The sequence below is a fragment of the Thiomicrorhabdus hydrogeniphila genome, from assembly GCF_054656895.1.
The window spans coordinates 2,806,154-2,818,567 of the sequence record NZ_BAAHXL010000001.1 but is presented as its reverse complement, the minus strand read 5'-3'; the positions used below and the strand labels follow the sequence as shown (position 1 = coordinate 2,818,567).

General features: G+C 35.8%; 11 protein-coding genes. 3 read left to right on the top strand and 8 right to left on the bottom strand.

Annotated features, from left to right (window positions below):
- Positions 1 to 34 precede the first annotated feature (34 nt).
- Genes ACYQ0E_RS12670 through ccoS form a run of 3 tightly spaced genes read left to right on the top strand, consistent with a single transcriptional unit; the run spans position 35 to position 3,297 of the window.
- Complete coding sequence (locus tag ACYQ0E_RS12670; RefSeq protein WP_460188589.1) at positions 35 to 556, top strand: FixH family protein; 522 nt, start codon at positions 35 to 37, stop codon at positions 554 to 556.
- Positions 557 to 558: 2 nt separating this feature from the next.
- Positions 559 to 3,012 (top strand): heavy metal translocating P-type ATPase, encoded by a 2,454-nt coding sequence (locus tag ACYQ0E_RS12665; protein WP_460188588.1) that lies wholly within the window; start codon positions 559 to 561, stop codon positions 3,010 to 3,012.
- Positions 3,013 to 3,066: 54 nt separating this feature from the next.
- A complete protein-coding gene (gene ccoS / locus ACYQ0E_RS12660; protein WP_460188587.1) occupies positions 3,067 to 3,297 on the top strand; it encodes a cbb3-type cytochrome oxidase assembly protein CcoS in 231 nt (76 codons plus the stop codon).
- Between the two features lie 161 nt (positions 3,298 to 3,458).
- Here ccoS and ACYQ0E_RS12655 read toward each other — a convergent pair whose 3' ends face one another.
- From ACYQ0E_RS12655 to ACYQ0E_RS12620, 8 genes are all read right to left on the bottom strand, one after another.
- Entirely contained in the window at positions 3,459 to 4,121 is a 663-nt protein-coding gene (locus ACYQ0E_RS12655) for a hypothetical protein (protein WP_460188586.1), read from the bottom strand.
- Positions 4,118 to 4,720, bottom strand: coding sequence for a hypothetical protein (locus tag ACYQ0E_RS12650; protein ID WP_460188585.1), 603 nt, complete (start codon positions 4,718 to 4,720; stop codon positions 4,118 to 4,120). Before ACYQ0E_RS12650 ends, ACYQ0E_RS12655 begins: the two co-directional genes overlap by 4 nt.
- Positions 4,721 to 4,779: 59 nt before the next feature.
- Positions 4,780 to 5,118 (bottom strand): Hpt domain-containing protein, encoded by a 339-nt coding sequence (locus ACYQ0E_RS12645; protein WP_460188584.1) that lies wholly within the window; start codon positions 5,116 to 5,118, stop codon positions 4,780 to 4,782.
- A gap of 3 nt (positions 5,119 to 5,121) precedes the next feature.
- Positions 5,122 to 7,221, bottom strand: coding sequence for a two-component system response regulator (locus ACYQ0E_RS12640; protein ID WP_460188583.1), 2,100 nt, complete (start codon positions 7,219 to 7,221; stop codon positions 5,122 to 5,124).
- A 129-nt stretch (positions 7,222 to 7,350) separates the two neighbouring features.
- Positions 7,351 to 7,788: a D-aminoacyl-tRNA deacylase gene (gene dtd, locus ACYQ0E_RS12635; protein ID WP_460188582.1), complete on the bottom strand. Its 438-nt coding sequence runs from the start codon at positions 7,786 to 7,788 to the stop codon at positions 7,351 to 7,353.
- Between the two features lie 11 nt (positions 7,789 to 7,799).
- Positions 7,800 to 8,759, bottom strand: coding sequence for a prolyl aminopeptidase (pip, locus tag ACYQ0E_RS12630; protein WP_460188581.1), 960 nt, complete (start codon positions 8,757 to 8,759; stop codon positions 7,800 to 7,802).
- A 158-nt stretch (positions 8,760 to 8,917) separates the two neighbouring features.
- Complete coding sequence (locus tag ACYQ0E_RS12625) at positions 8,918 to 11,221, bottom strand: ATP-binding protein (RefSeq protein WP_460188580.1); 2,304 nt, start codon at positions 11,219 to 11,221, stop codon at positions 8,918 to 8,920.
- Positions 11,218 to 12,066 (bottom strand): substrate-binding domain-containing protein, encoded by an 849-nt coding sequence (locus tag ACYQ0E_RS12620; protein ID WP_460188579.1) that lies wholly within the window; start codon positions 12,064 to 12,066, stop codon positions 11,218 to 11,220. The genes ACYQ0E_RS12625 and ACYQ0E_RS12620 overlap by 4 nt, the downstream gene beginning before the upstream one ends.
- Positions 12,067 to 12,414: the final 348 nt, after the last annotated feature.

The following is a 12,414-nucleotide window of genomic DNA, read 5'->3' as shown; positions in this document are numbered from 1 at the left end:
CGAGGTATCGAGCCTCATTATTAGGAGAGAAACAATGACTGAAGCTAAGCAAGATACTCGCGATTGGAGTGTCGCTTGGAAAAACCCATTTGTAATAGTATGGTTCGTAATTTTAGTCATCGTGTTATCCGTTAACTTTTTTATGGTTAGTATGGCTATTGTTACTAACCCTGGACTTGTTGTAGAAGATTACTATGAACAAGGAAAGCGAATGGATGTTGTGCTTGCTCAACAACAACGTATGGAAAAAATTGGTTGGCAATTGAAAATAGACGTGCCAATTTTATCTGAAGGTAAACCTGATTTAGTCAAACTTGAAGTTGTAGATAAAGACAATAATCCTATTGATGTAGAAACAGCAATTCTGTATTACTACCGACCTTCAGATAAAAATTTAGATGGACAAGTCACATTAAATAAAACAGACAACAAGGGCGAATATACCAAAGAATTTAGTTTACCTAAGAAAGGTAAATGGGACTTAATTATGGAAGTCACAAAAGGGGATATTCGTATTAACATGGGCCGTAGTATTATGGTTCAAGATCCACAATAGTCATGGCTAATACATGCTTTCATTGCGGGCAAGCAATCCCAGAAGGGGATTTAGTTCTAAAGCCAATAGAAGGAGTGGAGAAGCATTTTTGCTGTAATGGCTGTGCTTCCGTTTGTGAGGTAATTTATGAAGCTGGTATGGAGAGCTTTTATAAAAGAACGCCAGAAGGTGAATTGCTTTCACCGCCACCACCACCAAATAAAGACATTGAATTTTTTGATTATGATGAGGTTCAATCTCAATATGTTAGTGATCTAAATGATCGACGTGAAATTACGTTAATGTCTGAAGCGATTCACTGTGCAGCTTGCGTTTGGTTAATAGAACACACTTTTGCAAAGATGGATGGTTTATTGTTAGCGCGAGTTAACTTTACAAACAAGCAAATTAAAATTCGCTGGGATAACAGTAAAGTTAAACTCTCAGACATCATTAAAAAACTCAATTCCATAGGGTATGACGCAACACCTTATGATCCTACGGCAAGTGACGCCGCATATAAAAAAGCAAATAGAGACCTTCTTTATCGATTAGGTTTTGCTGGCTTTGCCATGATGAATGTAATGTGGTTCTCAGTTGCGCTTTATACTGGCGCCGCAGACGATGCACAATATCGTAATTACTTTCATTGGCTTGAATTAATTATAGCCACAATTACTCTAGCTTATTCCGGTCAGCCTTTTCTTAAAGGTGCATTGACATCAATTAGATCAAAATCTGTGGGTATGGATGTATCCATTAGTCTGGGAATACTCACCACTTATTTTTATTCAAGTTGGATTACCATAACTGGCAGTTATAGTGGAGAAGTCTATTTTGATACGCTGATAGACTTTATGTTTTTACTGTTAATTGGGCGTTACCTAGAAGCGATTTCTAAAAATAAAGCAATAGATGCTTCACGACGTTTAATGGATTTACAGCCTAAAGTTGCCCGTAAATTACTAATAGACATAGAAAATATTGTACCAGTACGAACTCTTCTCCCTGGTGATTTAATCATTGTTAAACCGGGTGAACAAATCCCTGTCGATGGCGTTGTTTCTCAAGGACAAAGCATGGTGAATGAATCCATGTTAAGCGGTGAGTCTAAAGAAATTGCAAAACAAGCAAACGACAAAGTAATTGCTGGAACATTAAATATTGATGGACACCTTACTATTGCTGTAGATAAGATTTTACAAGATACACAGTTGGGTAAAATTGTTCACATGGTAGAAGAAGCGCAAGGATCAAAAGCGCCTATTCAATGTACGGCTGATAAAATTATGCCATGGTTTGTTACTACGACCATCACATTAGCATTAATCAGTTTTGTATTTTGGTTTTTTAAAGCGGATCTTGCTGTTGCTGTAATGACCGCTACTGCGGTCTTAATTATAACTTGTCCTTGTGCTTTTGGCTTAGCCACACCTATGGCTATTGCCGTGGCTTCTGGGGTTTCTGCCCGTAATGGTATTTTAATTAAAAATGGAACAGTATTAGAAATCTTACATTCTATTGAGCACTTTGTTTTTGATAAGACTGGAACCTTAACAAAAGGGCAAATGAAAGTTGTTGCAGAAGCCATAGTCGATAACGTTGATCGACAAGAACTTTTACGCTCAGTAGGTTCTATTGAAAATTTATCTGAACATAGTTTAGGTAATGGTATTGTGCATTCTATAAAAGAAGAATTTTCATTTGGTAACAACCATTGGTACAAAGTCGATAATTTTAAAATTGTCGCAGGTAAGGGTGTTGAAGGATCAATAGAGAATAAATTGTATCAAATTGGTACGGCTAACTGGCTTGCATCACTCAATATTCAAATACCTAAAGACTTACAAAAGTTAGCGGATGATAAAGCGGCGCTTGCGCAAACTGCAGTATGGATAGCGATTGATTCTTCTGTACAAGGTGTGCTGTTTTTAGAAGATGAAATACGTCCGGAAGCGATTGAATTAATTAATAGACTAAAAGCAAAAGGTAAAAAGGTTTCATTATTAAGTGGTGATTTAACTGTTGTAGCTAACCGTGTTGCTGAGCAATTAGGTGGTATGAATGTGATAGCAGAAGTACTGCCAGAAGATAAAAATGAAGTTATTAGACAATTGCAAGCTGAAGGACAAACCGTTGCGATGGTTGGGGATGGTGTTAATGATGCCCCTGCTTTAGTTAGAGCCAATGTTGGGATTGCTTTAGGATCAGGTACAGATGTATCCATGGACAGCGCAGATATTGTTCTTATGAATAATGAACTGCTTGCAGTTGATACTGCAATTGAGCTTTCAGCAAGAACATTGCGCACCATTAAGCAAAATATTGCGAGTTCCATTACTTATAATTTAATTATGGTGCCCTTAGCCATGTCAGGTGTGCTTACGCCGCTTATTGCGGCAATTACAATGCCTCTTAGTAGTTTAATTGTAATTGGCAATGCAGCAAGGATTAGACGCTTTTTTAATAAACGATAAAGTCTCAGCGTTGCTTGATCTGGTTAAATAGAAACATTAGAAATAGGAAGAAAAATGGATGTAATCTACGGTTTGATACCCATGATGTTGTTTTTTGGTTTGTTAGTTGTTGTGATGTTTATTTGGATGGCTAAACATGGTCATTTTGATGATTTAGATGGTCAGGCAAACCGTATATTTATGGATGATGAGTTTCCTGAAGACATAAAAAGAGATGATAAAGAAGCGGCTAAAGAAAAACATATAAGCGACGAAATTAAAGCTGAAGAAACATCTAAATCTTAAAAAGAGATGATTTTAATAAGCAGTATGCTTTAGTTATAAAAACCAATTTACCCTATGCTTACATTGCCTGTGGATGACCACAGAATATGCCAGGCCTGGTAAATTGGTTTTTTTATGCCTGTAGATTATGAGAATATAAATTAATGATTAATTGAACACTGCTATTCAGGTTTTACATGAGTAGTGTATTGCAAGGCTTCTGGGCCTTCTTTATCTAAAATTAACTCTAAACCACGCTTATCAAAAAACCAGTGAGGTAAACCATCAGATTGAATTTCTTTACGGTCAGGTTCCCCAAAACGAAGGTTAATACCTCGTTCGGTTAGGTTATTTTTTGGAATTAAAGCAAGGCTAGATATTGGTGTTTTAAAATATGAAGTGATATCTATATTATATAAATCAACCTCGCGCTCACCTGTGGTCGTTACAGTGATTGTTTTACCTTTATTAAAGGCATGGTCTAGCTGAGCCTGTGTAACCTCTAATTTTAGGGTTAAAGCAGCTTTTATTGAACCAATATAAATTACAGGAAAATAAGCCTCTAAAGACTTCTGTGTTTCATCCATTTTTGAAAAAAGCTTTACTTCAACATCTTTACCGTAAAGTTTCATTGCATCTTCCAACGTAGATTCATGAACCGTTAAGCCTAAAGCGTGAAGTTTACCTGCGTTGTCATAGTGTGCATTCCAAGGTAATAGATCTGGATTAACAGGATCTCTATCGGGTTGAAAATACAAGATAAGAGTAAAAGCAACAATACTGAATATTGTTAAAATCCAAAAGACGGGTAAGTCTCTTTTTTTAGTTTTTACTGGTTCACTCATTGTTGCGCATCATCCTTTTTTACCGATGTTTTATGCTGCACTTCATCCGAGCCTTCACCAAGTTCTTCATTGGAATTTGCATCACGAGGCAATAGTTTTTCAATTTTAGGATCTGCGATACCATTCCCCGCATCGTAAACAGAAATACCTGTTTGCATAAATGTAATCAATACTGCAACAAAGATAACCACCGCAGCAAAACGTAAGGTGATTACTTCACCAATACTGGTTTGAGTACCACTAGTAGAAAAGTCATTCATACTAAAACCACCAGGAAACACTGTATCAATAATGTAATAGACTAAAACCATCGTAATGGCTAATGCATAGCTAAATAATAAAATTTTTCCGCGTTTCCATGCCGTCATCCAGTGAGCTGCAACAAACCAAGTATCGTTTTTGGCCTTCTTTTTAGCCGTTAAATAAATATAGAAAATAACAAAACTAGATAAAACAGGAATTAAAAGTAACTCAAGTGTGTCGCCAATTTCTAATACAATCATTGACATGAAAAGGTGAGTCAGAATAATGTTTATATTAAAAATATGATGTGGATTTTTAGCGCGACTTTCTTCGTCTGCGGTAACGCGATAATGCATGGTTTATTCCTTTTAAGGTACTGCTGTAAATAAGGTATTTGAGAGGTGTTTATAATAATCTAAAAAGTCTGTATATAACTTTTTAAGGCCTGTTCAACAAGTTGAGCTTCAGCGATGATTTTGGATAATAAACTCGCAAAGGCGTTAGTATCGTTTGCTTTTGCTTTTTGTTCAAGTTCTGATGCTAAGTTTGAAAGCTGATTTGCCCCAACATTAGCAGAACTACCCTTGATTGTATGGGCAATTGATTGAACCTTTGCAGGCGTGTTAGAAGCCACGGCTTCTTGAAGTTGTAAAATACTGTCTGGAGTAGATTCTAAAAAAACATCCAAAATACTTTTTAAATCATCCCCAATAATTTCTTTAAGCATGTTTAAATTATTCATATCAATATGCATAGGTTACTCCGTATTCACGTTGTTTAGAGGAGGTTTAAATTGTGTTAACCACTGGGTAAATTCGTCTTTTGGCATGGGTTTTCCAAATTTAAATCCTTGAAAGACATCGCAATGTTTGCCAGAGAAAAACTGTTGTTGTTCGTCAAGTTCAATACCTTCAGCAACGACTTCCAGGTTCAAACTATCCGCCATAGCTAAAATCGTTTTAGCAATCGCTTCACCTTCTGGAGTGTTAAGATTAAGAACAAAAGAACGGTCAATTTTTATCGTATCAATTGGAAAACTATGTAAATAGGCTAAGGAAGAGTAACCCGTACCAAAGTCATCAATGGATATTTTTACCCCCATTGATTTAAGACGAGAAAGAATTTCTATATTTTTTTCAGCATCGCTCATTGCTAAGCTTTCAGTGATTTCTAAGTCAATGAATTTACTGGGTAACGTTGTTTTTTTCAGAATGTTTTGTATATCAGAAAACAGGTCAGATTGAGTAAATTGTCGGCTAGATAAGTTAATACCAATTCGTAATTGGTTGTAACCTTGTTTATGCCATAGCTCCGTTTGCTTAATGGCAGTTTCAGTAACAAAGTGACCAATTTTAATAATTAACCCCGTGCTTTCAGCGAGTGGAATAAACACGTTAGGAGACATGAGCCCACGTACAGGATGTCGCCAGCGAACAAGTGCTTCAGAACCAATTGGTAAAAGTGTTTTTGCATCCATTTGTGGTTGGTAAAAGACTTCAATTTCATTGTTTGCGACGGCTTGGCGTAAATCGTTTTCTAAAGAAAGCATATCTAAAGCATCGTCATTCATGTCTGGACGATAAAAGACAAATTGATTACCACCAAGATTTTTAGCATTTACACGGGCGCTATTGGCGTGCTCAATAATGGTTTCAGAATCTTGTGCATCATTTGGAAAAACTGAAACACCAGCACTGTAACTAATAAATAAATCTTGATCATTAACCACAAAGGGTGCATTTAAGTCCTGACTAAAACGGTTAATAACCAAATTTAATTCATTAGTACTCTCAATGTTAAGTAGCAAAATGGCAAATTCATCGCTTCCTATTCGTGCCACAAAATCCCCTTCACGGGTAATGCGGTTTAACCTTTGCGAAAGTGAAATAAGAACATCATCGCCTTTATCTTGCCCTAAGTTTTTATTGATTTGTTTAAAACGATCAATATCAAAAATAATAACGGCACCAAGAAATTTAGCATTGTTTTTAGTTAAAGCAGAGCTGAGTATTTCATTAAAACTGGCGCGGTTTGGCAGTTCTGTGAGCGTGTCATGTTTTGATTGGTAATGAATAAGCGTTTCAGCTTTATGTAAACGGCTAATATCTTGCGCTGAACCGGTAATTTTTAGAATATTATCGTCTTTATCGTAAGTTACTTCACCTAGGCATTCAATATGGCGTAAATGACCATCTTGTTGAATAACCCTAAAACTGATTTGTATATGAGGTTGTCCAGCTCGAGCATCAGAAATAGCTTGTTGAATGATTTGTTTATCTTTAGGTAAAACGCGGCTTAAAAAATTATCTAAGGTTGTACTGGCATTTACAGGGACATTAAATAACCCAAAAGCAGACTGTGAACCGGTTACTTGATCTTGTAAGGCATCCCATTCCCAATAACCCAATTTGGCCAAACGTTGGGCAAAAATTAATTGCGCCTGTGTCTTTCTAAATTGTTCTTCTATGGCTGAAGAACGCAGGGCATATTTAACACGTTGGCTAAGTAAAGACCAGTTAATGGGTTTGGTAATAAAGTCTGTTGCACCAGAATTAAATGCTTTTTGAATTGAATCAATGTCGTCTAATGCTGTCAGCATTAATAAAGGGAGAGAAAGTTGTTGTTCATAATTTCGAATGGCTTCAATGGTTTCATAACCATCCATTTCAGGCATCATGGCATCAACAAGAACAAGGTTGGGCTTATGTTCAATATAGCTTTGCAAACCTTCACGCCCATTAATGGCTTTGGTGACAATATACCCTGATTTTTCCAAAACCTTGACTAAGGCCATATTGGTAACAGAATCATCCTCAATAACAAGGATCTTAGTATTTTCTGGGTTAGGTATAGGCATCTTTAAGAAGCGCTTCCAAAGGATTGCAGTTAATATTCCTAGTTTAGCCGATTTAGTCGTTAAAGTGGAACCTGTTTAAGCAGAAGAAGCACAGAAAACTACAAAAGCTTGACTAAGCTCAAAAAACAATTAGGTTTGAAGCCAAAAAGTAACCGGTCCATCATTAATTAGACTCACTTGCATATCGGCACCAAATTGTCCTGTTTGAATTTTTTCATAGTTTTCAGAGGCATAATTAATAAAGTAATGAAACAACTTTTCGGCTACTTGCGGCGCGGCAGAAGATGAAAAGCTGGGTCTTAAACCACTTTTAGTATTGGCCGCTAAAGTAAATTGAGGTACCAACAATAGTTCACCCATGACTTGTTGTACATTCAAATTCATCTTGTCATTTTTATCAGCAAATATTCGGTAATTGAGAAGTTTATGCATCATTTTATGAATCTGTTGCAAATCATCATTGGGTTCAAAGCCGGTTAAAATTACCAGGCCTGGTCCGATGTTGGCAATCTCTTGATTATTGATGCTAACACTCGCTTGAGTGACACGTTGAATTAAACAAATCATTTTGATTACACCTAGTCGAGCAATTGTTCAGCAAATAAATCGGTTGCTTGAACCAAAGCTTGGGTAATTTCTGCTTCCATTGCTGAATGCCCAGCATGATTGCAGATCACTAACCTTGAAAGCGGTAAGCTTTCGTGTAAATCATAGGCTTGATTTATAGGGCAAACCATATCATAGCGACCTTGAACAATGGTGGTTGGAATATGAGCAATCGCCTTGGCATCTTGCAAAATTTGGTTTCTTTCAATAAACGCTTCATGTTGAAAGTAGTGACACTCAATTCTGGCCATGGCTAAGGCATGAAATGGATCGCTAAAATGGTTGACTGTATCTGTATTTGTTTCAAGGTTGGATGTGCGACCCTCCCAAATTGACCAGGCTTCAGCAGCACGCATTCTTAAGATTTCGTTATCACTGGTAAGTAAATCATGGTAAGCGGCAATAATATTATCACGTTTATCCATATCAATAGGTTCAATAAAATCTTTCCAGTATTCAGGATAAAATCGATTAGCTCCTTTTTGATAAAACCACTGTACATCTTCATTACGGCATAAAAATATGCCTCGTAAAATCAAACCAAAGACTCGTTCAGGATACGTTTCGGCATACAATAAAGATAACGTTGAGCCCCAAGAACCACCAAACAAAAGCCATTTATCAATATTTAAATGGCGACGAATTTTTTCAATATCTTCAATTAAGTGTGGGGTAGTATTGTTTGTTAAACAGGCATGAGGTCTGGATCTACCACAACCACGCTGATCAAATAATATGATTCGATAACTTTGAGGGCAAAAAAACTGTCTATGAATAGGCATATAACCGCCACCTGGGCCACCATGAACAAATAAAACAGGAATGCCTTCTGGATTGCCACACTCTTCAATGTGAAGATTGTGCGTGCTGTCTACCTGTAGGCTATGTTGTACGTAAGGTTCTATTGGTGAATAAAGGTAAGAATGGTTCATCTTTGTTGCAGAACTCCTGAAACGTTTTATGTAAGTTTATTTCAAAATAGAAGCAGATTAAGTGAAAACTCAAGTCACTACATTAGATTTACCAGGCCTGGTAAATCTAAGTTTTATCTATTTTAAATAAGGTTATATTGATAGCGAAGCAAATCTTTTTATTTGGGCTGAAGATATTCATTAAACACGGCTAAAAGTTTGGGTATGTTTAGCGGCTTAGTTAAGTGTTTGTCCATTCCAGATTCAATAAAACGCTGTGTATCGCCGCTCATAGCATTGGCCGTTAATGCAATAATCGGTAAGCGTGGTAGGTTTTGCTGTTTTTCACGTTGACGAATTTTTTTAGTGGCTTCAATACCGTTTAAATTTGGCATATTTTCATCCATTAGCACTAAATCATAATGGGCATTTTCAATGGCGTTAATGGCTTGGTATCCATCTTCAGCTAAATCAAATGTGATGCCTTGTTTAGTTAAAATAGCACTCATAAGAAGTTGATTGGTTTTGTTATCTTCCACCAGTAATATATGGCCACTAAAATCTTTTGCACTTAAAGATTGTTGAGTTGGTTTTTCTTTAATCTCAATGGTTTCAACAGGAATATTAAAGAAGAAACAGCTGCCTTTTCCTAAAGCGGATTTAATTTGTAATTCTCCACCGAGCATTTGCACTAATTTTGAACTGATAGCAAGACCAAGCCCTGTACCACCATATTTACGAGTGGTTGAGGCTTCAGCTTGTGAAAAGGCTTCAAAAATATGTTTTTGTGCTTGAGGTGAAATACCAATACCCTGGTCTTTAACGTAACAATGTAAATGATTGTCGATATAGTCTATGTGCAATGAGATGGTTTTATTGGATTCTGTAAACTTAATGGCGTTGGATATTAAGTTTGTTAACACCTGCTTGATGCGCAAAATATCGCTTTTTAAACCAGAAGGTAAGTTGTCGGTGAGTTCAATAAGAAACGTCAGGTTTTTTTCACTACAGCGTGCACGAAATAAGTCGGCGGTAGAAGCAAACTCTTTTCTTGGGTTAAACACAACAGGGTCAATATCTAATTTACCGCTTTCAATTTTACTAAAATCTAAAATATCATTAATAATGCCTAATAAAGAGTGGCTAGAGTTATCAATAGTATTTAAGTATTTAGTGGACTCTTCATCGTGATGTTTATCTTTCAGTAAACCAATAAAGCCTAATATCGCATTTAAAGGTGTACGAATTTCATGTGACATATTGGCTAAAAAGGCGCCTTTAGCTTGTGTGGCCTCAAGTGCTTTATCTTTTTGTTCAAGTAGTATTTTTTGAATATATTCATTTTCAGAGATATCAAACATTGAAATAATATATCGATGATATTTCTCAGATTTAATCGCATATATCTGAAATGTAGTGACTTTACCCTTGTAATCAATTTTAACTTTATGGATTGTTTCTGGATTATTGATAAGGTATTCAATCCAGTTTTTATCCTCAAACTTATAGACTAAACCGGGTTCTTTTATAAACAAGTCACAAATGCACGCATAGTCATTTGCAAACGCATCTAAAGAAGAATAATCTGAGAAATATTTAAAAAATCCACCACTTACGTCAATAATATTTACGCCATCATTCACAATAATAATATTGGACTGCGAATCCAGAATATCTTGGGTGTAATCTTGGTTGGTTTGTATCTGTTGTGTGGTTTTTCTAATATTTTGACTGAGTTTGTAAAAGGCTATAAAACCTAATAAAAGCACAGATAAGGTAAGAAGAATCTGTAGGTTTTGGTAAAAATCTTTCTTTTCAGCCACCTCTTTACGCGTTTGTTCAAAATTGATTTTATTTTTGTAGAATATATGGTTTGCATCTTCTTTAATTCGTACAAACAGAGGCTTTATAAATTTTATTTGTAGTTTTAAGTCTGTAATGGCATTTGATAGCTGTGGTGAATTAGATTTTCTTAATGCGTCAATCGTATTTAAACGGTCTGTTAGGGCGTTTATCTTGGTGTTAATAATGGTAAATTTAGGTAAAATATCTGCGCGTGAAAATGCAAATTTACCAAGAATTTCTGGTTTATAAGCTAATACTTCAAACTGCTTTTCAGTATTGGGAAGGTTTAAATCTATACGGTGTTTATAAATACCACCTTCATTTAATATGGTTAATGCTTCTGTTATTTTAGTTTGCTGTTCCTGAATATCTCTAACAATAATTTTTCTTAAATGTGTGTTTGGAAAAGCCGCCATTTGAAAAAAATCAGACTCAATTTTATGAATTTCCAAAATAATTTCTTGGCCAAGTAAATTTTCGACTTCAGAGTTCTGAACTTTGCGGTCTAGTTCAGAAATAAAATTGGAAATACTGAGATTTAAAATAAACTGAGAACCTATCCCAACTATAAAAATGAGTAGTAATAAAAATAAATTTCTAGGTGTGTGATTTAAGCCAGAAGGTTTAGCGCTATTCATTTTGTTTCTACTTTTGTTTTGTTATTGCTTAGCGCATCGGTAGAGTCTAAATTTTTAATGGCTTGTTTTAGTTCAGATGGTGTTAAAAAACCATATTCAGCAAATACCTCTAAACCATGTTTTGAGCTAGCAAACTTCATAAACTGTTTGGCCAATGTCGGGTTGTGTGAAAAAGAGAGCAGATTTAATTCTAATGTTTTGGGTTTGCTTACATTTTCGGGTAGGGCAATCGCATCCATATAGTCTTTGGTTTCGGGCCATTTAGTGGTTGCGTACCAGTTTAATGCTATATCTGCATCTCTTTTGCGAATAGCGGTAAATATGCGGTGAGAATCAGTTGTAAAGTAAGTGACGTTATCATAAACCGTATGGGTAATTCCCATCTTATCGAGGGCTTTTTTGGCAACTTGCCCTACAGCACTTGAGTCGGGTGCAGAAAGTACAACAGAATATTTAGGGTTGGCTAACTGGTGTATGTCATTGCTTAAATGTTTAGGGTTGCCTTTTTGGGTAACAATGGCCAAACGGTTATAACCTACAAAAACATGTTCTTTAAGAATGCCATTGGTTTGTTCGTTTAATCGGTAAGAGTCGGATCCGGGAAAGAAGATATCACCAGTACGTTCAGATCGAATTGTGTTGTATAGATAGCCTGTTGCACCTTGTTTGAGTTCAATGGTTACATTATTCTTTTTCTCAAATTCTGTCACTAAAACATTTAAAGGACGCACCATTGTAATGCCACTGTAGATGATTAAATCTGCTTGTTTTTGTACGGGAGATTCAGAAGAAGAACAGCCAATTAATAATGTTGCAAAAGCTAAGTAAATTACCTTGCGAATCATGGTTTAGCTATCCTTAGTAGATTGTGATAAATCATTTTTATTTTTTACATTTTATCACCAACCTATAATGGGATGGCAGTTTTGCTATTAAGGCTTTTATTAAATAGATTAAAAGTGATAGAGGTTGTTTTATTCTGAAGTCTTTGAACGATTGTGGGGGGTGGGAAGAAGGCAATAAAATTTGCCTGCTTGCAACGAATACTGCAGATAATCACCAGCTATTAGTCAGTTATTTAACAAAAATCAGGTGAGATTTAGCCGTTTTTAATCATGAATTGTCTCGTGCAAAGCCCACGATTAAAGTAAGTTTATGTTTTTTTTTAAATAAAAAAAAGCCCCAATAACTGG

Coding starts and splice junctions, on each gene's coding strand:
- ACYQ0E_RS12665 (WP_460188588.1), top strand. CDS start 559: ATGGCTAATACATGCTTTCATTGCGGGCAAGCAATCCCAGAAGGGGAT.
- ACYQ0E_RS12640 (WP_460188583.1), bottom strand. CDS start 7,221: ATGCCTATACCTAACCCAGAAAATACTAAGATCCTTGTTATTGAGGAT.
- ACYQ0E_RS12645 (WP_460188584.1), bottom strand. CDS start 5,118: ATGCATATTGATATGAATAATTTAAACATGCTTAAAGAAATTATTGGG.
- dtd (WP_460188582.1), bottom strand. CDS start 7,788: ATGATTTGTTTAATTCAACGTGTCACTCAAGCGAGTGTTAGCATCAAT.
- ACYQ0E_RS12670 (WP_460188589.1), top strand. CDS start 35: ATGACTGAAGCTAAGCAAGATACTCGCGATTGGAGTGTCGCTTGGAAA.
- ACYQ0E_RS12655 (WP_460188586.1), bottom strand. CDS start 4,121: ATGAGTGAACCAGTAAAAACTAAAAAAAGAGACTTACCCGTCTTTTGG.
- ACYQ0E_RS12650 (WP_460188585.1), bottom strand. CDS start 4,720: ATGCATTATCGCGTTACCGCAGACGAAGAAAGTCGCGCTAAAAATCCA.
- ACYQ0E_RS12620 (WP_460188579.1), bottom strand. CDS start 12,066: ATGATTCGCAAGGTAATTTACTTAGCTTTTGCAACATTATTAATTGGC.
- ccoS (WP_460188587.1), top strand. CDS start 3,067: ATGGATGTAATCTACGGTTTGATACCCATGATGTTGTTTTTTGGTTTG.
- ACYQ0E_RS12625 (WP_460188580.1), bottom strand. CDS start 11,221: ATGAATAGCGCTAAACCTTCTGGCTTAAATCACACACCTAGAAATTTA.
- pip (WP_460188581.1), bottom strand. CDS start 8,759: ATGAACCATTCTTACCTTTATTCACCAATAGAACCTTACGTACAACAT.